19 protein-coding genes are annotated in these 22376 nt (G+C 61.8%); 7 read left to right on the forward strand and 12 right to left on the reverse strand.

Translation table 11 applies throughout. From position 1 onward, the window contains the following. Positions 1–79: 79 nt before the first annotated feature. Together ACILSR_RS12775 and ACILSR_RS12780 are read left to right on the forward strand one after the other, a co-directional pair. Positions 80–388, forward strand: a complete 309-nt coding sequence (locus tag ACILSR_RS12775) for a plasmid stabilization protein (protein WP_395750165.1) — start codon at positions 80–82, stop codon at positions 386–388. Between the two features lie 39 nt (positions 389–427). Further along, complete coding sequence (locus tag ACILSR_RS12780) at positions 428–1729, forward strand: phosphatidylserine/phosphatidylglycerophosphate/cardiolipin synthase family protein (protein WP_395750166.1); 1302 nt, start codon at positions 428–430, stop codon at positions 1727–1729. A gap of 1 nt (position 1730) precedes the next feature. On the opposite strand, the gene ACILSR_RS12785 is transcribed toward ACILSR_RS12780, so the two are convergent. The 5 genes from ACILSR_RS12785 to ACILSR_RS12805 all read right to left on the reverse strand — a co-directional run bounded on the left by ACILSR_RS12785 (position 1731) and on the right by ACILSR_RS12805 (position 7236). Beyond that, positions 1731–2468: an endonuclease/exonuclease/phosphatase family protein gene (locus ACILSR_RS12785; RefSeq protein WP_395750167.1), complete on the reverse strand. Its 738-nt coding sequence runs from the start codon at positions 2466–2468 to the stop codon at positions 1731–1733. A gap of 297 nt (positions 2469–2765) precedes the next feature. Further along, a complete protein-coding gene (locus ACILSR_RS12790) occupies positions 2766–5387 on the reverse strand; it encodes a tol-pal system YbgF family protein (RefSeq protein WP_395750168.1) in 2622 nt (873 codons plus the stop codon). A 68-nt stretch (positions 5388–5455) separates the two neighbouring features. Then, the gene (locus ACILSR_RS12795) at positions 5456–5875 is read right to left on the reverse strand and encodes a CBS domain-containing protein (protein WP_395750169.1); all 420 of its coding nucleotides are present in this window, start codon (positions 5873–5875) and stop codon (positions 5456–5458) included. Positions 5876–6025: 150 nt separating this feature from the next. After that, positions 6026–6841, reverse strand: a complete 816-nt coding sequence (locus ACILSR_RS12800; protein WP_395750170.1) for a PP2C family protein-serine/threonine phosphatase — start codon at positions 6839–6841, stop codon at positions 6026–6028. Continuing rightward, positions 6838–7236, reverse strand: coding sequence for a serine/threonine protein phosphatase (locus ACILSR_RS12805; RefSeq protein ID WP_395750171.1), 399 nt, complete (start codon positions 7234–7236; stop codon positions 6838–6840). The genes ACILSR_RS12800 and ACILSR_RS12805 overlap by 4 nt, the downstream gene beginning before the upstream one ends. Before the next feature lie 254 nt (positions 7237–7490). On the opposite strand from ACILSR_RS12805, the gene ACILSR_RS12810 reads away from it, so the two are divergent. Together ACILSR_RS12810 and ACILSR_RS12815 are read left to right on the forward strand one after the other, a co-directional pair. Continuing rightward, positions 7491–8507 carry a glutamine synthetase beta-grasp domain-containing protein gene (locus tag ACILSR_RS12810; RefSeq protein WP_395750172.1) on the forward strand — a complete coding sequence of 339 codons (1017 nt, stop codon included), beginning with the start codon at positions 7491–7493 and terminating at the stop codon, positions 8505–8507. Between the two features lie 215 nt (positions 8508–8722). Beyond that, the gene (locus ACILSR_RS12815) at positions 8723–9760 is read left to right on the forward strand and encodes a P-loop NTPase (RefSeq protein ID WP_395750173.1); all 1038 of its coding nucleotides are present in this window, start codon (positions 8723–8725) and stop codon (positions 9758–9760) included. A gap of 91 nt (positions 9761–9851) precedes the next feature. Here ACILSR_RS12815 and ACILSR_RS12820 read toward each other — a convergent pair whose 3' ends face one another. Genes ACILSR_RS12820 through ACILSR_RS12840 form a run of 5 tightly spaced genes read right to left on the reverse strand, consistent with a single transcriptional unit; the run spans position 9852 to position 12619 of the window. Then, the gene (locus tag ACILSR_RS12820) at positions 9852–10610 is read right to left on the reverse strand and encodes an HAD family hydrolase (protein WP_395750174.1); all 759 of its coding nucleotides are present in this window, start codon (positions 10608–10610) and stop codon (positions 9852–9854) included. 5 nt (positions 10611–10615) lie between these two features. Next, the gene (locus ACILSR_RS12825; RefSeq protein ID WP_395750175.1) at positions 10616–11311 is read right to left on the reverse strand and encodes an alpha/beta hydrolase; all 696 of its coding nucleotides are present in this window, start codon (positions 11309–11311) and stop codon (positions 10616–10618) included. Continuing rightward, positions 11301–11747, reverse strand: coding sequence for a GNAT family acetyltransferase (locus ACILSR_RS12830; protein ID WP_395750176.1), 447 nt, complete (start codon positions 11745–11747; stop codon positions 11301–11303). Before ACILSR_RS12830 ends, ACILSR_RS12825 begins: the two co-directional genes overlap by 11 nt. Next, positions 11744–12205 carry a DUF5069 domain-containing protein gene (locus ACILSR_RS12835; RefSeq protein ID WP_395750177.1) on the reverse strand — a complete coding sequence of 154 codons (462 nt, stop codon included), beginning with the start codon at positions 12203–12205 and terminating at the stop codon, positions 11744–11746. Before ACILSR_RS12835 ends, ACILSR_RS12830 begins: the two co-directional genes overlap by 4 nt. 24 nt (positions 12206–12229) lie before the next feature. Then, positions 12230–12619: a nuclear transport factor 2 family protein gene (locus tag ACILSR_RS12840; protein ID WP_395750178.1), complete on the reverse strand. Its 390-nt coding sequence runs from the start codon at positions 12617–12619 to the stop codon at positions 12230–12232. Between the two features lie 467 nt (positions 12620–13086). Between ACILSR_RS12840 and ACILSR_RS12845 the strand changes: the two genes are divergently transcribed. The 3 genes from ACILSR_RS12845 to ACILSR_RS12855 all read left to right on the forward strand — a co-directional run bounded on the left by ACILSR_RS12845 (position 13087) and on the right by ACILSR_RS12855 (position 18324). Then, positions 13087–13650, forward strand: a complete 564-nt coding sequence (locus ACILSR_RS12845; RefSeq protein WP_395750226.1) for an RNA polymerase sigma factor — start codon at positions 13087–13089, stop codon at positions 13648–13650. A gap of 29 nt (positions 13651–13679) precedes the next feature. Further along, on the forward strand, positions 13680–17732 hold the full coding sequence (locus tag ACILSR_RS12850) for a von Willebrand factor type A domain-containing protein (RefSeq protein WP_395750179.1): 4053 nt from the start codon (positions 13680–13682) through the stop codon (positions 17730–17732). Positions 17733–17943: 211 nt separating this feature from the next. Next, on the forward strand, positions 17944–18324 hold the full coding sequence (locus tag ACILSR_RS12855; protein WP_395750180.1) for a RidA family protein: 381 nt from the start codon (positions 17944–17946) through the stop codon (positions 18322–18324). 543 nt (positions 18325–18867) lie between these two features. Here the strand turns inward: ACILSR_RS12855 and ACILSR_RS12860 are convergent. Beyond that, positions 18868–20646 (reverse strand): tetratricopeptide repeat protein, encoded by a 1779-nt coding sequence (locus ACILSR_RS12860; RefSeq protein WP_395750181.1) that lies wholly within the window; start codon positions 20644–20646, stop codon positions 18868–18870. A 16-nt stretch (positions 20647–20662) separates the two neighbouring features. Then, positions 20663–22336 (reverse strand): formylglycine-generating enzyme family protein, encoded by a 1674-nt coding sequence (locus tag ACILSR_RS12865; RefSeq protein WP_395750182.1) that lies wholly within the window; start codon positions 22334–22336, stop codon positions 20663–20665. Between the last annotated feature and the right edge of the window lie 40 nt (positions 22337–22376).

Here is a 22376-nt window from a genome sequence, read left to right on the forward strand (position 1 = left end):
GCGCCAGGTGGTGGCGATGACGCGCTACATCCGCAGCCGTCACTGAAAGCGATAAGGCGATAACAACCAACTCATCCTTATGTCACGAGGAGACAAATCCACCTACACGGACAAACAGAAGCGTAAAGCCGAACACATTGAAGAGGGCTATGAAAAGCGGGGCGTCTCCAAAAAGGTGGCTGCCAAGCGCGCCTGGGCCACGGTTAATAAAACCTCCGGGGGCGGCAAGAAAAGCGGTGCAGGCAGAGGAAAGGCAGAAAACAAGGCTCCTTCCCGCAAGGGGGGCAAACTCGGCGGAAAAGCTGCTGCCAGCCGCCCTGCCTCAAAGCGCTCCGCTTCCGCGCGCAAAGCGGCGGCAACGCGGAAGAGAAGTGCCGCCATGTCCTAGGTCCGCACCGCAGCGTGTTGCACCAAGAATTCGAATTCCATGCAAAGACGACACAGACACGAACGTGACGCCGATGCAAGGGGGGGGCTTAAGCTGGCCGCCTCATTGCTCATCAGCGGAGTTGCGGGTGTCTTCATCGCCCGCAATTTCTTTGAGACGGACAAAAAGATCCAGCACCTCATCGATCCGACCTATTCGGTGGGAGACCCTTCTTTCTGCCGCACCGTGAGCCACCTGCTCGGGCCGCCTCTGATCGCTGGGAACACGGTGGAAACCCTGGAAAACGGACGGCAGATTTTTCCCGCGATGCTGGATGCCATCGCAGGCGCGCAGAGAACCATCACCTTCGAGAATTTTGTTTTTGCCGAGGGGAAGGTCAGCACACGGTTTGCCCGAGCGCTGGCCGAGCGCGCGCGTGCGGGTGTGAAGGTGCATTTCCTGCAGGATGCGATGGGCTGCAACTGCCTGCACGGTGAGGAGATGGCCATGATGAAACGCGCGGGTGTTCAGGTGGAGATTTTTCGCTACATGAAGCTCACGCGCTTCAATCAGCGCACCCATCGCAAGATTCTCGTGATCGATGGCCGCGTCGGTTTCACAGGTGGAGTGGGCATCTCAGACGACTGGGATGGTGATGCGGATGCTCCCACGCGCTGGCGTGATACGCACTACCGACTGGAGGGCCCGGTTGTCGCCCAGCTTCAGCAGGCTTTCATGGACAACTGGATGGAGACGCGCGCCGTCGTTCTTCATGGCGATGACTACTTTCCTGCGCTGAAACCAGCGGGAGAAACCACCTGCCAGGTCTTCAAGAGCTCGGCCAGCGATGGCGGGGAGAACGCCCGGCTGATGGTGCTGCTGTCGATCGCCGCCGCACGTCGTTCCATTCACATCGGGAATGCCTACTTCATCCCCGACGATCTGACCATTCAGACACTGGTGGCCGCGCGCCGCCGCGGAGTCGAGATCGAAGTGGTGGTCCCCGGTCCTTTGATCGATGAGAAGCTGGCGCGGATGGTGAGCGTATCACGCTGGGGCCCCCTGCTGCGAGCAGGCGTGCGCATTTACGAATACGGCCCCGCTCTCTACCATTGCAAATACATGGTGGTGGACGGCTGCTGGTCCTCGGTGGGCTCCACTAATCTGGACAACCGTTCGCTGCGTCTGAATGCGGAAGCGAATCTCAATGTGCACGACACCGGATTCGCCGAAGAGCATGAGCGCTTGTTTGCAAAAGATCGCGCGGCTTCGCGTGAGATCACGCTGAAGGCCTGGCGCCATCGTCCCATGCGGGAGAAAGTGTGGGGCTTGCTCGGATCCGTGCTGCGCACGCAGATGTGATTCAGGTGATGTCCAGATCAGCGATCAACGGCAGATGATCCGATGCTGCTCGTGTCAGTTCATCGCGCGGTACTCGTACATCCACCACGCGGATGTCTGGAGAGACAAACAGGTAGTCCAGCCGCACCAGAGGAAAGCGTGAAGGAAAGGTGGCGCGGCGTCGCATGCGCGTGTGCAGCGCCGAATCCCGCAGCACGCGGCTGAATGTGCGATACGCCGCGAGGCAGGGGGGAGTGTTCAGATCTCCGCAGAAGACCACCCGCTGCCGGCAGCCGGGATGGCCGAGCCACTCAGGGCCCACGAGCGCCTGAGCCTGCGCGTTGCGCTCTCGCAGGCTCAGGCCCAGATGAGTGTTGACGATCTGCACCTCATGGTCTCCGCAGGCAGCCGTCACCCACAGCGCGCCGCGCGGCTCAAAGGCCAGCCGCGACTTCACGGTGGGCAGCTCCCCCGCATGCCGCAGGGTCAGCGGCCATTTGCTGAGGATGGCGTCTCCATACATTTCCTCCTTCACCCGCAGGGCAGGGTGGAAGTGAAACCGCATTTTAAGATGCTCCGCAATCACCGCCGCCTGATCCAGACGTCCGCTGCGCATGCGCGCCAGATCGAGCTCCTGAATCGCGACGATGTCCGGGTCCTGCGAGGCGATCACCTCGGCGATGCGCACATGGCTGAGCTCACCATCCGTGCCCACGCAGCTGTGCGCATTGTAGGTCATCACACGCAGACGGGATCTCATGCCCAAACATCGCCCCAATCCCATTCGCCGGATGCTGCAAAAAAAACTAGGAGTGATGCCGAGAAAGCACTGCTCCCACTACTGGCCGATATTTCATCCATAAGCCATGCAGCAGCGCTGAGCAGTTCCACCTACGTCTGGTGCCGAGGCATGCTTTGCCCCCAACTCTCAGTCCAGAGTATCGCACTCAGGAGTCGTGGAATCGATGTTGCGAGCCGCTGTGCGAACGCGAGCGCGGCGGGTTTTACTTTGGTATCACGCCCGCTGAAATAGATCCGTTTTCAATAGCCGTTGGCTTCACTTCGCCTTCTTCTTCGTGCCTTTCGCCGCGGGTTTCTCGGCGGGGGCCGGCTTCTCCGGTTCTTCATCAAATTTTAGCACCTTGGGCGGCGTGGGAGAGGGGCCGTCCCATAAGAAATGCTCGAGGCGGATCTTGGTGGCGCGGTCACGCGCCTCCACGGCCCTGTCTCCCGGACGCTGGGCGATCTGTTCGGCCAGGCGTGCAGCGGCCTCCCACTGGCGCGAGGCTTCCAACAAGTCCACGCCGAAGAAACCGGCCTTGGAGAACCAGAGATAGTCCGCCGGACTGGCGGGCGGTGTCTTGTCCGCCTCGCGTAGCACATTGTAGCAGGCCTCCAGAGCTTCGGTGTCGCGCTTGGCGTCATGGTGGATGGACGCCAGGGTGAATCCCGCGCGTGCCTTCCACAGAAAGGGCAGGGCATGATTGGTGAGAAACTCGTCCAGCAGATCCGCCGCGGAATCGAGGCGCACGGGTTCAGTCTTGCCCAGCAGCAGCAGGAGCTCGGCCTTTTCGCAGATGGTGGCCAGGCGCTCTTCTTGATCCAGCGCTTTCATGGCCAGAACCTTGTCCAGCGCGGCGAGGGCTGCGGCGTGGTTTCCCTGTAGCCGCTCCGAGAGCGCCTGCTGTCGGCGTGAGGCCACGGCCAGCGGACCGTTCTTCTGCGCCAGTTCCTCCCAGATTTCCACCGCACGCTGCCGCCCCTCCACACTCATCACCGAACTGGCGGACATCGCGGCGAAATACAGGGCGGAGTCCGCCTGGGCGCCATCGGGAGCGTCGCGAGCGATGATCTCAAATTCCGTGCGCGCATTGGCAAAGTCCTCCAGCCGGTAATACGCCCCGGCGATCTTCATGCGCACCTCCGGCAGCAGAGCGCTTCGCGGCCACGCCTTGGTGAAAGCGGCTCCCTGGGTGACGAGTGTCTTCAGGTCTCCGGCTGCATCGCTCAGCCACATGCGTGTGTAGTCGATGCGCTGCATCTGCGCTGGTGACAGGGCGGTTTTGCCAGTGGTGGCATTGTCCAGCGCCTTCCGGGCTTCATCGATGCGGGGCGGCACTATCATCAGCTGCCACTCCGCCAGGGCCACGCATGCCTCCGCAAAGCGGGGGTGTTTCGGGTGGGCGCGAATAAAGGTGCGGAGTGCAGCCTCCGCCTCCGGTTTGCGACCGGCGGCCTGAGCCAGGGCTTTTTCGAGCTCCAGCGTGGCGGCGGAGTCGTTGCTGTCCACGCCTGTCGCGGAGGTGTTCGTCAGGATTTCCAGCTGCCCCAGCAGGCTTTGGTACAAGGTGAAATCGCTCGCTGCAACGGCCGACACTGCCGCATTGAAGAGAGCACGCCGGCGTTCCGTCAGCGTGGCGGCCAGGTTGGCGGCGTTTTGAAACACCTCCACGGCTTCTTGATGGTCTCCACGTCGGTAAAGCAGGCTGCCCACGGCAAAATCCACCGGCACGGAGGACCGGCTGAATTTCTCCCGCCACGCATCCGCCAGCACCATCACGCGCTCGTCGCTGTGGTGGCTGGCGTAGATCTCCATGGCCAGACTCATCGCCTCGCTCAGGCGCGGGTGACTGGAATGGGACTGGATCAGCGCCTCCAGGAGGCCCACGGCCTCATCATCGCGCTTCTGTTCAGCCAGCCACCGGGCGGTAAGGTACATCGCATGGCCGCGAAACTCCGCCGTGGCGGCCGCCAGCGCCGGGGGCGGGTCAGGCAGCTGCTGCGCCTTGTTTCCGGAGGAGATCCAGCGCAGGACGCCCTCCGGCAGGGTCGTGGACTGTGGCGCCTCCTCATGCACGTGGTTCAGCAGATCAAAGGCCTCCACCCACAGGCTGCTTTCTGCCGTGGAGTCCAGAAAGTTCAGCAGATGCGCCTGCGCTTCCGCCACAAGCCGCTGCCGAAGCAGCGCCTCTGCCTGTAGAAGAGTTGCGGCCTGATGCATGCGCTCCCCCCCCTTGGAGGATTCCAGCACAGACTGCAGAATCTCCTGCGCAGGCCCCACCTGCCCGCTTTGCAAGAGCGTGCGTGCACGCAGGAAGCGGGTGGGCGCGTCCTCCGCTGTGTCAGACAGTCCTGTGGCGGGCTTGCCCTCGTTGATGTCGATCTCGTTCTGCAGCAGGCGTGCATGCTTTTGCAGTCCGGCGTCAGCGGCGTCCGCCAGCAGAGGCGCCAGGGTGTCGCGTGCCTCGGCATTTTCTCCCAGGGCAGCCAGCACCTGCGCCAGCAGCAGCTGCGTGCGGGGGTGGCGGGCTGTTTCAGCGTCTTCCGCCAAAGCGTCGCGCGCCGCCGGGAGATCTCCTGCCAGGGCCAGCGCCTGGCCGCGCCAGAAAGCTTCGTCATCCAGATCGTAGGCATCCGCCAGCACGAGCACGCGCGCGCCTTCTTCGGCCCGCGTCCAGGCCTCCGCCGCAAAGGTGGCCAGCTGCCGCGTCTCCACCCGCGTCCAGCCTTTGCGCTTCAGAAGCCGCTCAGCCTTTACCCCGCCCACCCCGGGCAGGCCGTCTGCCAGCGCCTGCTGCGCCGAGACAAACTCCGGCGCGTCCTCCAGACCTGCGGCACCAAGGGCGGCGGGAAAAACAAGAAGGGCTGCTGCAAATAGAAAACTCCGGGACTCAGGCATGCTGCGGGGAGCCTATCGCAGCATTCGCTGCACGGCAAAGAAGAATGCTGCCTCTGCGGCGCCTCGTCTTAAAACTGGTCGAGCAGATACTTGATCAGGTCGGTCGTGGTGACGATGCCGACGAGCTTGCTGCCGGAAACGATGGGAAGGGCGTGGAAAGTTCCGCCTGCCAGCAGCTCCGCCGCCTCCCGCACAGTGCCGGTTTCAGCCAGTGTCACTGGGTTTTTCCGCATCACCTGCTCCAGGGTGAGGGTGTGGTCCAGCGTGGCGTCCACCGTGCGTTCATCGGTCTGGAATGCATCGCCAAAGCTTACCCGCAGGATGTCGCTCCAAGTGATGATGCCCACAAGCTGCTCGCCATTGACGACGGGGATGTGGTGCATGCCGTTTGTGCGGAAAAGGGCACGGACTTTGGAGATGGCATCGCCGTGGTGGGCGGTGATCACTTGGCGGGACATCAGGTGGGAAATGGGGTCGTTGCGTTTCATGGTTGGTGATGAAACATGGAGGAGGTTGAAGCGCCCTGCTCCGCGCCGCTTGGGCATGCACACGCCGATGTTGTGCGGGGCGGAGGCTGGAGACGAGCGCAAGTTCATCCTTCCGTCGTGCCGGTGTTCACGGCCTGAGGCTTCCGATGCTCACTGCACCTCAACGACCACCGCGCTGGCGTTATCCTTGCCGGATTCGGCCACGGCGTATTCCACGATCGCTTTTGCATCATCCTTTGCCAGCATGTCCGCCAGCCGGTGGTCCCAGATTCCGTCGATCACGCCGTCCGTGCAGAAGAGAAAACGGTCCCCGGTCTCGCAATTCACGGAGCCGACGTGGGGCTCCAGAAACTGGCGGTTGGCCCCCAGCACCTGCATCAGTACGCTCTTGCGCGGGTGCGTGCGCGCCTGCCGTTCATTGAGCTCCCCTTTGCGCACCAGATGGCCCACATAGCTGTGGTCATGCGTGAGCTGCTTCATAGGCCCCGCCTTGGGCAGCCAGTAGATGCGGCTGTCTCCGATGTGGGCAAAGTGCAGCCACCCGGGTGTGAACCAGCCCAGGCTCAGCGTCGCACCCATGCCGCGGCATTCCTCGTAGTAGCGCCCCAGCTTGATCAGCTCCGCGTGGATGCGGCTGAAAAGCTCCTGCAAAATATCGCCATGGCCGATGGCAATGTGCTGCGCTGACTGCTTGAAGCTCTTCGGCAGAAGCTGGGTGATTTTTTCCACCGCAATTTTGCTGGCAAACTCCCCGGATTTCGCCCCGCCCATGCCATCGCTCACCGCAAAGACGAAGTCCCCGCGCTCCAGGCTGGAGTCGCCGATCTTGCCCAGATAGCGCACCTCATGCGCGTCAAAGTTCAGGCACAGAAAGGTGTCTTCATTGTTCTGGCGCACACGACCACGGTGGGTCATGCCGGACCAGCGGATGTGGCTTGGCGGTTGGTTGGGTTCTGGTTCGGTCATGCAGCAGGCTTCGGCGGCTGGTCAAGAACGGTGGCCAGCTCGAAATCGATCAGGCAAAACCTGCCGTCGGTGCCGCGGTAGGTGATGTTCCGGGCAAAAGCATCTTCATGGCGCACGCCATAGTCGCGTTCCAGATCGTCAAACAGCTCCTTCACCCGCTTCTCGCTGATGTGGGTGACGATGGAGCCGCAGTTCGTGGTTACGATCTTGAGCGCCGCGGGGTCTGCCTCCAGCAGGTGGGGCACGTAGTTGCAGCCGCGCTCCTCCAGCACCTTGAGCACCCGCACCTCGTTTTCAAAGCGCCCCTGCGCATTGTGCCCCTTGAACTGCTTGTACACCTTGCCGTCATAGCCAATGTGCACAATGGCGCGGGCGGTGTTTTTGGCTTCTTGCATGGCGGTGAGAGGGCAACGTTCCAGCCTGAGGCAAGGATGCGCAAGAGCCCGCGACTTTCTTTTTTAGCAGAGAAGGGGAGCGGGTGCGCGGGGCAGGGGGCTGGCCTGAATCACAGCCTTCCATCACCCCGAGAAGTCGCAAAAACCGAAAAAACATCTGGCTTCTGGCATGCAACATGCTCAAATCCCGCCTTGCCGACGCCGAGGAGAGGTCTCCAGAGGCCAACAGCAAGACTAAATCCACACACTCAACCATGGCCAAATACAAACTCGAATACATCTGGCTGGACGGTTATCAGCCGGTCCGCAATCTTCGCAGCAAGACTCAGCTCAAGGACTTTGCCAGCTTCCCTAAGCTGGAAGAACTGCCCGATTGGGGCTTTGATGGATCCTCCACCAAACAGGCCCCCGGCGGCAGCTCTGACTGCGTGCTGAAGCCTGTGGCCGTGTACCCTGACAGCAGCCGCAAGAACGGCGTGCTCGTCATGTGCGAAGTTTACAATGCTGATGGCACCCCGCACTCCTCCAACGACCGCGCCACCATCCTTGATGATGCGGACGCCTGGTTCGGCTTTGAGCAGGAATACTTCCTTTATCAGGACGGCCGCCCCCTCGGTTTCCCCGAGCACGGTTATCCCGCCCCCCAGGGCCCTTACTACACGGGCGTGGGCTACACCAATGTGGGCGACATCGCCCGCCAGATCGTCGAGGAGCACCTCGACCTCTGCCTTGACGCCGGCATCAACCACGAAGGCATCAACGCCGAAGTGGCCAAGGGCCAGTGGGAATTCCAGATCTTCGGCAAAGGCTCCAAGACCTGCGCCGACCAGGTGTGGGTGGCCCGCTACATCCTGAACCGCCTGTGCGAAAAGTACTGCGTGGACGTCGAGTACCACTGCAAGCCCCTCGGCGCCACCGACTGGAACGGCTCCGGCATGCACGCCAACTTCTCCACGAAGTACATGCGTGAAACCGGCGGCGAGCCCTACTTCCTCGCCCTCATGGCCCAGTTTGACAAGAACTGCGCCGAGCACATCGCCGTGTATGGCCCGGACAACCACATGCGCCTCACCGGCCTGCATGAGACCCAGTCCATCGACAAGTTCTCCTGGGGCATCGCCGACCGCGGCGCCTCCATCCGCGTGCCACACAGCTTCAAGAAAAATGGCTGGAAAGGCTACCTCGAAGACCGCCGTCCGAACAGCCAGGGCAATCCTTACCAGATCGCCTCGCGCATTCTCAAGACCATCTCCGAAGTGCCGAAGCCTTAATTGGCTGCCGAGGCATCACCTCTCCACGAACGCCGCCTGGAAACAGGCGGCGTTTTTTGTGGTCGCGCGCCTCATCTTTCCGTTCTTGGTTTGCTGCCTTTTCGACCTTTGAGTGCCTCAAGTTCAGGGAGGAAGAGGCGGAGTAAGAGGAAGTGGAGGATAAAAGTCGTTTCACTTTTGTCTTCTCGCGCTAGTTGAGACGTATCCCAACCCCCATGCCCACCGAACAAGACATCCGCAACGCCCTTGGCAACGTCCGCTACCCCGGCTTCAGCCGCGACATCCTCTCGTTCGGCCTGGTGAAAGGCATCGTGATCGAAGGCAAAAACGTCACCATCGACATCTCCATCGCAACCAAGGATCCGAACATCCCACGCCTCATCCATGAGCAGGCCACGGACGTGCTGAAAAAGGTCGCCGGCATTGGCGAGGTGAAGCTGAATTTCGACATCAAAGACCCGCCCGGTGCAGGCGCCACCGCTTCTGAAAAGCTCGGCAAATCCAGCATCCCCGGTGTGAAGAAAATCATTGCCGTCGCCTCCGGCAAAGGCGGCGTGGGAAAGAGCACCGTCGCCTCCAATCTCGCCGTGGCGCTGAGCCAGAGCGGCCTCCGCGTCGGCCTGTGCGACTGCGACTTGTACGGCCCCAGCATCGCGCACATGTTTGGCACCGACGAGCGCCCCTACCAGAACGATGAGCAGCAGATCGTCCCCATTGAAAAGTACGGCATCCAGCTCATCTCCATGGGTTTCCTGCTCGATGACAATTCTCCCGTCATCGTGCGCGGCCCCATCGCCACGCGCTACACCCAGCAGTTTCTGCGGCAGGTCGCGTGGGACAATCTCGACGTCCTCGTCCTCGATCTGCCACCTGGCACAGGCGACATCCAGCTCACCATCGTGCAGACCGTCTCGCTCGATGGCGCGGTGATTGTCACCACGCCGCAGGAAGTCGCGCTCATCGATGCGCGCAAGGCCGTGGGCATGTTTCAGAAGGTCAATGTGCCGATCATGGGCATCATCGAAAACATGAGCTACTTCCTCTGCCCCAGCGACGGGCAGATCTATCACATCTTTGGCCAAGGTGGCGGCGAGCACGAAGCCAAGCGTCTCGGCGTCCCGCTCCTCGGCCAGATCCCCATCGAAATGCACGTCCGCGAATGCGGCGACGAAGGGCACCCCATCGCGCTGGAAGACATCGAAAAATCAGCCTCCTCCAAAGCCTTCCGCGACATCGCGGCGAAGCTTAAGTAGGGCGCTGCTGCGGCCAGGAATTGACTACGCATCTTCCCAGACGCGGCGCTATACAAGCGTCGGATCGCCTAATGCGCCGGACCGCTCGAGATCAGCCACCGCGAGCGAGAGCTGGCGGTGAATGGTAATGTGCGTCAACTCCTGTGGCGGCTGCGTGGATGGCGTCTCGTGCGCGCCAGAATTCCATTGGACGCAGATCATCCAGCACATGCCGGGCGCCTGCTTTTCTCAGTCGTTCCTTCCGGCGGCCGACCCCGATGAAGGGAATCCCCAGACGCTCGCAGGCCCGCAGATCCCACAGGCCGTCGCCAACATAAACCGCTTCATCGAGCGATCCGCCGGCCTTGGACACAGCGGCCAGGACGATGTCTGAGCGCGAGTAATGCTCCGAGGAGGTCACGATGGGAATGTCTTCATGCGGAATGCCAGCGGCACAGAGCTTGAAAGTGATGGATTCACGCCAGTCACCTGTGGCGATGGCGATGCGCAGCCCTGCGGCTTTCAATTCGTGCAGCAGCGCCACAGCGCCTTCGATGGCCGGAAAGCATTCACGATCTTCTTGGTGAGCGGCCTTCAATCGGCGCAGGAAGCCTTCGGCAACGGCTTGTTCTTTGAGCTGGCGCGCCGCAGGATCGAGATCAGCCAGCGCCTGATGCACCAGGGCCTTGGCGGTGACTTCGTTGATGCTGTCGTAAAAATCGCCGGTCAGGGCGAAGCCCGCCACATCGAGGAACGCCGCCTCAAAGCTCGCCCAGTCGGTGGATTCTCCACCGATCAAGGTGCCGTCGGCATCGAAGACGATCATGGTTCGTGGGCGGGGACCGGTGTCGCTGCAGGCGTGGTCGTGCATGTCTGTCATAGCTTCAGAAGCCATTGGAGAGCCCGGGGCAGCTCCACGCCCCAGCATGCAGGATCGTGGCCTCCATCGTATTCGTTCAGGTGCATATCGTGTCCGGCTTCGGTCATGCGTTTGTGCAGCCGGCGGACGGATGCCAGCTGGCTGACACTTTGAATCAATGGCGTGGGAGGATGCGAAGCGCTCTCTGCCACTTCACGGGTGCCTACGCTGAGCCAGAAGCGCCCACGGGATGATGGATGCTGGTCGAGCGAAGACGCCAGCCGCTCGTTCTGCCACCAGGCGGAAGGTGATTGCGCCAGCACTCCGGCAAAGATGTCCGGATGCTTCAACGCGGTGAAGATGGACTGAAGTGCGCTCAGGCTGAGCCCGCAGAGGAACAAGCGCCCAAATCCACCCACTTCGCGCTCAATCCAGCGCGGCATTTCCAGAGCCACAAACGAGGCGAAGCGATCATTGCAGGTGTAAACTTCATGCCGGTCCGCAGCGCCAAGATTTGGAAGATAGACGCAGGTGAGCGGCGGCAGCATTCCGGCTGCCTGAGCCTGGGTGATGACATCGGGGGACTTCACGCGGTCAGCGTAGAGTTCACCGTCGAGAAAGAGCAGGCAGGAGTCCGCTCTCTCAGCGTGGTGAATCCGCACCTGGCGTGGCGCGTCCAGCAGGGCGCTGCTGATCTGGTGCTCAGAGGTCATGCGATGGAATGTTTGCCTGAATCCGCCTGCCCATGCTCACGCGCGGCTCAACAGCGTATCCAAGCGATGCGTAGAAGGTGGCAACGGCCTCATTGCCCGCCACGATCTGAAGGTTGATCTTCATGCATCCACGCTCTGTCAACGCACGCTCCGCATGAGCGACAAGCTGCGAGCCAACGCCCTGCTTTCGATATTCAGCATGCACCGCGACGGAGTAGATCCAGCCGCGGTGCCCGTCATATCCAGCCATGATGGTGCCGATGACTTTGTTCCCGATGATCGCGACGAAGAACAGCCCATCCTCGACCGCCAATTTCTTGTCGATGGCCGGCGCAGGACGGTTGTGGGCTGTTTCATGGCCGAAGACAGACTCCCACAACGCGATGACCTGATCACGATGAGCTTGATTGTTGAAGAGTGTGATCGTTGCTGTCATAAAGCTTGTTTCCACGCGTCCCTCCACATGTCGGGGTGCCAGCGTCCCTCGTCCATCTCGATGAGGTCAAAGTCCGTCAGCACCGTGCCGTTGTCCGGCAGGCCGTAGTGCCTGATCATTGCCGGGATGAAGCCATCGGTCTCGTCATCGTGCCAGCCGCGCTTGCTCATGAAGCTGTTGTAGATGAGCACTTCCTCCTCGTTGAGAAGGCGGCCATTGGCAAAGCACCAGTCGAGCACCTCTTCGTCAGCCTTTCCTGAGAGCACCTGGGCTTTCACATCTTCGTAGCAGACACGCAGGTAGCGGCAGGTGCGTCCTTCAAAACCCTGGCCGAGCATGTCGTGATACTCGACGGGCAGGCTGCCCTGGGCGTGCAGCCGAATCTTGGAGCACATGCGTGCGAAATAGAACAGGCCGCGAGTCTTCTCGAAGCATCCTTTGATTCCTTCCAGTTTCATGGTGGTGGTTGGTGATGGCCTGGCTCATGCCGTCAGGCGGCGAGTTTCAGAGTCGAGCGTCTTCATGCCGGAGATGAACCGGGCGGTTGCGATCTTCCCATCGTGCACTTCGTAGATCGCCACCAGCTCGATTTTGCCAGTGCCTTCAGGGAAGGTACGGGTCACTTCTTCGTGGTCGATCACCACCTGCCCAACCACGGTGCGGTGGATGAGCCGTGCGTGCAGATTCGGCTCGCGAAAACGATCCGCGATGCGCTCGCGCATCTGGGCGGTGCCGCTGGTGAGCAGCGTCGCGGGATATTCGAACTGCCGGGCGTCCTCGGCATAGGTCGCCAGCCACGCGTCCGCATCGCGCGCGTTGTAGGCATCGAGCTGGCGCTGCACGACAGCTTCTGGAGTGATCGAGAGAATCAAGGGGGTGAATGAGGTTTAGTTTTTGGACAGATGGGCGGCCGGGAGCGGACGGGCAAGGATTTGAAGATCATCCAGCAGCGCCGCGCCTCCGGGTCCGTGAGCGCGCAGCGCCACCCTTCAGTTTTCCTCCTTGGCAAGATAGACGCGAGTCCAGCGAGTCGTGAGGAACTGTGGTGAATGAGCTGACGACGGGGCATGAATGCTACAATGCTGCCATGGGTTCATGATAATCTGGCGTGGAAGGGGGCGCGTTCACTCGCTTTTTACTGGCGCATTTGCGGCGGATGCCGATTTCACGAAAGCCACACCTGCTGCCGCAGCTCCTGCAACAGCCGATAAAGCACGGTTGGGGACATTCAACGTTTGCTGCATTCTGTTTCCAGCGTCCGGCGCTTTGCCTTCGTGCCCGGGCGATCATTCTCGCCATCCGCGAAAAAATCTTCCAAGATATTCCCATTCCATCCGTGATGCCCGCCGAACACACCCACATGAGCGAACCGCACGACCTCTTTCTCGAAACCCTGCAGCGCTACGAGCGGCCCCTCATCCGCTATGCGCATGGTTACACGGGCGACCTGGAAGACGCGCGGGACATCGTGCAGGACGTGTTTGTGAAGCTCAGCCAGCACATCGCCACTCTTGATCGCGAGCGGCTCGCCCCCTGGCTCTTCACCGTGTGCCGCAATCGTGCCCTCGACCATCACCGCAAACATCAACGCCTCGTCGTTATGGAAACCGAAACTCTCGACCTCGAAACCTCCGCCGATCCCGCGCCCAACGATGCCATGGAGCAGCGCGAGACCGCCACGGCCTTGCGTGAACTCATTGAAACCCTCCCGGTCCGCCAGCGTGAGGCCGTGCGCCTCAAGTTCATCGCCGGACTCGACTACCAGCAGATCAGCGCCGCCATGCAGACCAGCATCGGCAATGTGGGCTACCTCATTCACCACGGCGTCGCCGCGCTGAAGACCAAATGGCATGCGCATGAGCAGCCTCCGCAGGCCGCGAAGCTCAAGCACGCCCTCGCTTAAAAAACACCCTCTCACCTTTTTTGCAGATCATGAAACCGGAACAAATCACCGCCTGGGCGCTCAATGAAGCCAGCGCCGAAGACCGCCAGCAGTTCGAGGCGGCGCTGCTCGAAAATCCCCAGGACAAACAGAAGGCCGATGAAACCAAAGCCTTCTGCGACTTCCTGCTGAGCGAACTGCGGGACGACTCCCTCGCCCTCACCGACAAACAGCGCGAGCGCCTTGTCGCACACGCGTCCCGTCCCAAGGAAGCAGAGCCATCGTCCCGAATGCCCTCTGCAAGCGGGACGCCTGCACCCCAGCCCAAGTCCGCTCCCAGGCCAGCGGAGACGCGGTGGAACTTCGGCGTCATCGTCCGCCTCGGCATCGCCGCCTGCGCGGTGCTGGGCGGCTTTTGGACGTGGCAGACCTTTTCACACAAATCAGAACGCGCCTCGCAACTGGCCATGGCCCCCACGCCTGCCGCTCCGACGGACCCGCACATCAAGGTGCAGCTCCCGGAATCGAAGAGGAAAGCGGCGGAGCCGCGCATGATGGCGCAGGCGGAAAAAGAGGCGGTGAAGGCCACCGTGGTGAAACCACAGCCTCCGGGCAAACTGCCGCCCCCTTCACCCATGGCAGCCACCGCGCCTGCCTTGCCCACGATCGCTCTTAAAAAAGAGCAAAGCGTCATGACCCCGGGCGATGTGACCAAGCTCAAGCAGATTCAGGATCAAAATGCCTACGCGCTGAATTTCGGCGATGCCAGCAAGACCAATCCCGCAGCGAATGCTTCGAGCACGACGACCATCGATCTCTCACTGTCACCAAAAGTCATGGAGTTTGAAGGTTTCGTGAATATCGGCAGTCCCATCATGACACCGGCTTCCGCCGCAGAGCAGACGGGTACCACGCTGGGAGGTACGATTTCCGGTTCCGACGGCCTCGTGAGTCAGGGCACGGGGCAGGTGGCTTTGACGGTCACCGGCAGCATGGCGGGTGCGAACCCGCCCGTCGATCTGATGACCAGCCCCTCCATCACCATCAAGTCGGGGACGAGGACCACGGTGAATGTCACACGCGAGATGACCTACCCCGCTGACGACACGATCCTACGCGAGCTTCCTCGTGCACCGGCTGAATCTGCGCCGGTTGCCTTCGGAAAGAATCAGTTCCAGGTGGGCCAGTCCATTTCAGGTACTGCCATTCCTGCCGGCGTTACCGTGACGAGCCTCACCTCAAAAGACTCGCTCTCAAACAACTTCACCGGAGGCGTCACCATTAATGGCGGCGTGGCGGGAGGTGTCTCGTCCACCACAACGATCAACAGCACTTCCGCGATCCCCGCCTCCTCCATGGCCGGAACCGCTGCTGCTCCCGCGAAAGGTGACCTCAGCCTCACGGCGGAGAATGATCGATCAAAGACTCTGAACAAGACGGGCGCAGGCACTCTCACTTTGGCTGGCACCAGCTCCTACTCCGGTGCCACGACCGTCAGTGCCGGGACGCTCAGCCTCGACCGCGCTGCCGCCCCCCCTGTCGCCAGCCTGGCACCTGCCGCACCCATGGCAGCCGGTGGCTCTGGGGCGCTCCTCCATCCCGACATCAAATCCGTCGAAGAGATCAGAAAATACATGGCCTCAAACAGGTTCATCGTGGGCGATCAAAGTCTCGATCGCGGCAGGTTGAGCAGGACTGCTACCAGCCAGGCACCGGCCGCACCCGCTGTGGACAGCATTTCTCCGACGATCACTCCCACGATGCCGAGTGATGACATTGGCGCCACCAGCGTGAGCTTCGGCTACGCCTTCGTTCACAACATGGGCCAGCTTGCCAGCGGCGGCGGTATCAACTCGTTTGCTCCCCCTGGTGGCTACGGCATGAACGACATCCAGCAGCTGACCTTGGGCGTTTCTACCAATCTTGGGCCCACCGCTCTGTCCTCCAGTTCCAACTATGACTTGAACGGTTATGCCGCAGCAATTCCGGCAGAGCCTGAGTTTGCGCTGAGGGGCAGCGGCGAACTGGGCTGGACTGCAGCCGGTTCTACGGTCCCAACCGCTACCTCGCCGCTCACACTCAGCGGCGCGGTAAACACTACGGCACCAGCGGCGGGTGCGGTCACGTTCACCACTTCCGGGGCCAATACCCTCACCACCGCCACGCCTGCGCAGCCGCAGACGGCCTCGATGACTTTCGGTGGTGTCATCACCACGCACGCAGGCGCGCCCATCGTGCACAATCCGCAGCCGCAGTCCCTGGTAATCACTGACCCCGTTGTCACACGCCAGGCTGGCGGAAACACGAACTTTGCTACCCTCAGCGCTCCCCCCGGACCAAATGCTTTGGGAACTGTCACCCTTTCCGGTGCGGGTGTTATCACCACGAGCCAGACAGTTGGAGGAGTGACCACGGTGACCACCACCGCTGTTCCTCAGGGGAAAAATCCACAGCCAACGAATCCAAACGTGGGCGCGAACGTCGTCACAGCCACCGCCGCCTCCCCCGCCACCCCATTGCCCTGGGCCATCGTGGACACGGCTGGAGCAGACACCCGTTACTTCAGCATCGACACCTCTTCGGCATCTGATTTCTCCAAAGACATGCCGCAGAAGCAGGAGGCAGCCTCCTTCCGCAAACAGGATGTCGCAGGCGAATCCTACACCCGCATCATCGAAAACGAGATGAAGGAGGTGCAGCGCGAGCCGCTCTCCACGCTCTCCATCGATGTCGATACCGCCTCCTACGCCAATGTGCGGCGCTTCCTCAATCAGAACATGATCCCGCCGCCCGATGCGGTGCGCATCGAGGAACTGGTGAACTATTTCCCCACCGCCGAAGAAGGCCCTGCGCATGAAGCCAAAGAACCCTTCGCCGTGCGGGTGGATCTGGCTCCCTGCCCATGGCAGCCGGTGCATCGCCTCGCACGCATCGCCATCAAAGGCCGCGAGATGGACAAGAACCGCAAGCACAGCAACCTCGTCTTCCTCGTGGATGTCTCCGGCTCCATGAACGAGCCCGCCAAGCTGCCGCTGGTGCAGCAGTCCCTGCGCATGCTCACCGAGCAGCTCGGGGAAGGGGACCGCGTGACCATGGTCGTCTACGCCGGCAGCAGCGGCGTCGTTTTGCCTCCCACCAATGGCGAGAAAAAAGGCGAAATCCTCGCCGCCATCAACCGCCTCAGCGCCGGTGGCAGCACCCACGGCAGCGCCGGGATCAAGCTGGCGTATGAGCAGGCCGTGGCCGGATTCATCAAAGGCGGCGTCAACCGCGTCATCCTGTGCACCGATGGCGACTTCAACGTGGGCGTCAGCTCCCCGGAAGAGCTGGAAAAACTCATCAAGCACAAGGCCAAGACCGGCGTTTTCCTCAGCGTCCTCGGCTTCGGCACCGGCAATCTCCAGGACCGCACCATGGAAACCCTGGCCGACAAAGGCAATGGCAACTACGCCTACATCGACAGCCTCAGCGAAGCCCGCAAAGTGCTCGTCGAGCAAATGGGCAGCACACTGGAAACCATCGCCAAAGACGTGAAAATCCAGGTCGAGTTCAATCCCGCCGCCGTGCGCAGCTACCGCCTCATCGGTTATGAAAACCGCCTGCTGGCCAAGGAAGACTTCAATGACGACACCAAGGACGCTGGCGAGATCGGCGCCGGCCACAGCGTCGTTGCTCTCTACGAACTCGTCCCCGCCAATCTGCCCGCCGGAGCCGACGGCCGCTCCGCCGTGGATCCCCTGAAATACCAGACCCAGCCCTCCGTCTTCTCCCCCGCCCAGCTCGCCGAAGCCGCCAAAAGCGGCGAGACCATGACCGTGAAGCTGCGCTACAAAGCCCCCGACAGCGACCTCAGCAAGCTCATCGAAGTGCCCACCAAGGACGAAGGCAAAACCCTCACCGCCAGCAGCGAAGAATTCAAATTCAGCGCCGCCGTTGCTGGCTTCGGCCTCCTCCTCCGCGACTCCGCCTACAAAGGCAATCTCAGCTGGGAAACCGTCCGCCGCCTCGCCCTCGACGGCAAAGGCACCGACAAACTCGGCTATCGTGGGGAGTTCCTGCAACTCATCGACAAGGCACGCGGCTTGAAGGAAACGCGGCCGTAAAGTAGCCCAGTTGCGCCGCAACTGGGGCGGGGTGTCTGCGAGGTTCGCAGGCACATGAGGGCAGAGGAAGTGGGGAAGGTTGCATTCTGGTTCTGGGATGGCTCTGCCATCCATCGTTGTTACGGCACGCGCACTGCCTTGCTTCAGTCTGCCCCATCATTCCCATCGCATCCAAGCTTGCCCCACCTCCACCCCCGGCTAAAGGGCATCCATGGACCTCATCAACAACACCCCCAACGTCCCCGCCGCTGTCGGCCCGTATTCCCAGGCCGTGAAGCATGGCGGCCTGCTCTTCTGCTCCGGCCAGATCCCCATCGACCCCGCCGCTGGCAAGATCGTCGCCACCGATGTCGAAGGCCAGACCACCCAGGTACTCGCCAACATCCGCGCCCTGCTCGATGCCCAGGGCCTGCGCATGAGCGACGTCATCAAGGCCACCGTCTTCCTGCAAAGCATGGCCGACTTCCCGAAGGTGAACCCCCTCTACGAAGCCGCCTTCGCCGGCCACAAGCCCGCCCGCTCCACCGTCGCCGTCGCCGGCCTCCCCCTCGGTGCCTTGGTGGAGATTGAGGTCATCGCCGCCTTGGGTTGAGCAGCTGCTTTGGCAGGGCTTCGTTCGTGGTTGCCTAACTGCGGCTGCGAATACCCCATGCAGTTTGCGTTGTCCTGACTTTCAGCCGGAATCCGCGTTCGAATGGGAGCCTTAGGAGACGATAGACATGCAGCCTTATCGCATAAAATGTAACGATAGAGTAACGTTAAAGTAGCGTCATGAGATCTCCGAGCCGCCGCTCCCGCAGCCTGCGGAAATGTTTGCTTTCCCACCACAAACCTTTCAGGATCAAGGACCAAAGCGTTCTAACATGACTGCCATAATCCCGGCCGGATTATAGGATCATAGGATCCGCACCCACATTTGGGTGCGGATCTTGTGATCTTAGATCCCACCACCCAAACCGGCAGGCCAAGGAATCAACAAAGTCTCTTTCACCACCGCCGGCATACCACCCAGAGCGTGCGTCTTGGGCTCGACATTAGGGGCGGTGTCGCGAAAGCCCGCCCGCCTCTGAGCGTGTGGAGTATAGTTTGCTGCGGGGCTTCATAGGAAATGTGCGTGCAGAAATGCGTCGCCCCCTCACAATGCCCTCTTCATAAACCTTTTCTCCTCTGGCAGCAGCAATCCCGGGGAAATTCGCTCCACCAGGCGGAAGGCCTGGCCGTTGTCTCCGCCGGAGAGCTTGAGCAGACCTGCGAAGACAGCGCGCTCGCCCGCGGTGAGCGCTTCAGGCTTGGCCACGCGGCTGATCGGATCGTTCACCGCCTGCAACTGCCCTGCACGGAAGGCGGCCAGAGCCTGTAACAAGCATAGCCGGTCCGAGGGCGCTGCGGTGTCCCTCGAGACGCTCCGCAGCTGCTCCCCTGCCAGCTCCAGCTCGATCCCCAGCAGCAGCTGGAGGTACAGCGTTTGAGCCAGGATCATGGGGTTGTCGGGCTTGCAGGCCAGCAGGCGGGCGCTGGCGCTGAGCATCCCAGGGCCGTCATGCTGGTAGGCGGCCATCTGATACAGCCTGGGCAGCAGGGCAGGGCTTGCCCGGGGGTGTTTCGTGATCACGGTGGCATAGCACTTTTCCGCGAGGTCCCACTGATTGAGCTGCTCGGACAGGCTCGCAACGTCCAGGGTGATGACCGGATCGTCCCCGCGGCCAGCGTCTTCAAAGATGCCCAGCAGCAGCTGGCGGATGCGGTCGTTGTCCGGGCGGAGGTGCGCCTGGGTCTCCACCTGCCAGAGGCGGATTCTCAGCTTCGAGTAGGCGGCGTCGATCCCGCCGGTGGTCAGCAGGGTGTTGAGTTCCTGCCATTTTTTTCTGGCTCTCAAGGCATCGACATACGGCGGCAGAAGATCGGTATGGCGTGCAGCGGTCTGCGCGGGGACCAGGCGCAGGATGCGGTCGTATTCCCGCTCGGCCGCCAGCCACAGCACCAGCGGAGCCGTTTGCGTGGGCGTGCGGTTTTTCCAGCGTCTGATTTCCTGGTCGATGAATTCGTTGCGCAGATGTGGCTGGAGCCGCAGACGGGCGGACTGCACCTTGAAACGCGTCGGTTCACGTTCGCTGGCCGGTCCTGCGAGTGCCTCCACCAAACCGGAGAGTTCCTCAAGCTGCGGCACCGTGAGCGCGGTGGAAGCGGCCAAAATTTCGATGGCGACAGGAGCTGCCGCATTGCCCGCGCGTGCCACCTGCCAAAGGCGCGCGGACATGGCCTCACGGCGGGATGGTTCAAGACTCTGCAGATCCATCTCAGCCAGCTGCCTGAGGCTTTCGGGATCGTCGGGATCGCAGAGCAGGGCCTGGCGCCTCACGGCCTCGGCCTTGGCAGTGTCACCGGCTGCATGCAGCAGCTCCGCCTGCAGCTCAAGACCCTGCCGCTGCTGGCGCGTCTCTGGCGGGAGCTGTGAATAGATCTGCCTGGCCCTGGCCACCTCCCCCTGGCGAAGGTGCGTCATACCCATGAGCGTGAGGTCCTCAGGCGTGGCCGCCCCTGCTGCCTGAAGACGGAGCAGGATGTTGAGCGTGGCACGTGTGTCCTCGGCTGCGGCGGCGTTGAGGAATTCCAGGGTGACCCGGAGGACTTCCGGGTCATCCGCCGCCCAACGCCGGGCATCACGCAGAGAGGTGGCGGCCTCCATCCAGTTCTTCTGCTGAATTTGCCGACGCGTCTCTGGCAAGTGGCGGTGGGCCAGCCAATTTTTGACCAGCGGGGTGATGTGCGGGTAGGAATACCAGCAGGCCGTGCCAAACACCACCATGCCCAGGGCCAGCAGCAAAATCTGCCTGCGTTCCCGGCGGAGATGGACTCCCTCCTCGCCTCCTTCATCAGGGTGAGTGTCAGGGGAGGTGAGGGGTGGCTGGCTCATGGCCATTCGAGGCAGCTTAAGGCATGCCTAGATCCAACATACAGCGGAAACCTAAATCTGCACGTGTTACGCTTTTCAGCGCATGGTTGCGGGCGGAGGTTAGCAGCGCATCTTTGTCAAAACTCAGCCAGCTGCCACCGCGGATGACGTGCTCCTCCGCCGCGCCAGGCCATGAATCTTCGCACCATTCGGAGACGTTTCCGCCCATTTCATACAGGCCAAGGGCGTTGGTCCGCGCGCTGTCCACCGGCGCGGTGTAAGAATAGCTGTCCGTGGTGCCAGGGATCTTGGTGGCGTCCAGATTGGCCATGAGTGCCGGTGGCTTCCAGTCGTCCGCCTTGGGGGTCCAGGGATAGTGGGTCTTGTTGGAAAGACTTCGCGCGGCGGGGTCGGCTCCAGGCTCATCCTTCAATCCCGCTGCGAGGCTCCATTCGACATCGGTGGGCAGGCGGTACGAAGCCGTGGCGGGGATGAGTTTGCTGGCGCGGTCGCGCTCCGTGAGCCAGGCGCAGAAGGCTTTGGCATCGTCCCAGGAAACGCCGGCGGCAGGGTGATTTCCCCCCAAAAGGAAGGAGGGTTTCTGCGTCCAGGTACGCTTGGTGTCAGTCATCCACGTCTCGACATCGCGCACGCTGGTCTCGGTGGCGCAGATGAGCGCGGTGCTTTTATCAGCCAGCGGCACAAAGCGCATGCCCAGGGCGTTGATGAAGCTGCTGCCATCCGCTGCGGCGGGCTTCAGTGTGGAAGGGTCGGGCAGTCCGCTGTCATCCTTTCCCTGCATCTTTTTGCGCAGGGCTTCCACGGCCGTGGCATCCACCTTGCGGCTCGCCGTCATCTCCTTCATGCGCTCATCGAGGGCCTGCTTTTTCTCGGCATCAGACGCGGCCAGCAGGCTGGCGGTGCGCCGTTTGTCCTCATAGACCACCCGGAAACCCGTGGTGGGTGCGCGCAGATCCGCGGGCACGACATACTGATAGGTGGAGGTCAGGCATTCCGGCCGGAAGTAGGCCCAGGAGCCGCCGCGCAGGATGCCCGTGGGCTGTGCCCGCACCTCCGCCGGCTGCGTCCACTCCCAGACATTCCCGGAAAGATCATAGATGCCTTCCTTCGTCGGGGCAAAGCTTCCAACAGGCGCGGTGTAGGGGTAGCCGTCGTTGTATCCGGGGATCTCTCCGTCGGCAAAGTTGGCCACCTTTGCGGGCGGCGGCCAGTCCTCGCCCCAGGGAAAGACGCGGTCGTCCAGCAGCTTTTCCTCGGTGCTGAGGCTGAGCTTCTTGCGTCCGCGGGCCAGACCCACCGCCGAGTCCCACTCCTCCGGCGTAGGAAGGCGGTAGCTCTGCGAACTGTCGATCAAGCGTTTCTCACGCTCCGTCTCGGTGAGCCAGTTGCAGAAGGCCACGGCGTCCTGCATGTTCACGCCCACAACTGGATGCTCAGGCGTCTGCTGGAAGTGAGTCTGGTATGACCAGGGATACTTCTTCTGCCGCAGAAACTCATTCCACTCCGAGATCCGCGTCTCGTAGATGGCAAACATTACGGTGGTGCCAGGCACGCTGGTAAATTTGGTGCCCAGGCTGCTCACATGGTCCACGCCCTCGCTGCCACCGGGCTGAGGGGTTTGTCCTTGAGCGGAGGTAAACGCCCCCAGGGACAGGACCAGGGCGGACAGGGAAATTTGGAGAAGGCGCATCAGGACTTGGTAGCTGCAAACGAGATTTGGTTCATCCAAA

The organism is Prosthecobacter sp., from assembly GCF_044222565.1.
GTDB lineage: Bacteria > Verrucomicrobiota > Verrucomicrobiia > Verrucomicrobiales > Verrucomicrobiaceae > Prosthecobacter.